This window comes from Flavobacterium xizangense (assembly GCF_054075145.1).
Window position 1 is genome coordinate 1 of record NZ_JBSIPG010000051.1, and the last position, 293, is coordinate 293.

The following is a 293-nucleotide window of genomic DNA, read 5'->3' on the forward strand; positions in this document are numbered from 1 at the left end:
GAGGCTGTAATATCAGAATCAAGTCCCAAAGGATTTACCGTCACCACTACCGCCTTTCTGGTATTGATGGCGTTTTCGCAAACGGAATCCCCGCTTACGCTGACATAATAAGTCGTTGTTGATGCAGGACTGACAGTATAGGTAGCTCCAGTGCTGAGCACCGTTGCGGTCGTCTGGTCGGCGTACCATCTGAAGACCGGCGTTGTAATAGTTGTGGATGAAGCCGTCAGCGTGGCTGGTGAACCCGCACAGATCGTGCTGTCCGAGGCTGTAATATCAGAATCAAGTCCCAA

The 293-nt window shown here is 51.2% G+C and carries 1 protein-coding gene; it reads right to left on the reverse strand.

Annotation, left to right across the window (positions count from 1 at the left end):
- Positions 1-293: immunoglobulin domain-containing protein (locus tag ACWA1B_RS22470; protein WP_456910809.1), on the reverse strand; the 293-nt coding region annotated here is incomplete at its 3' end.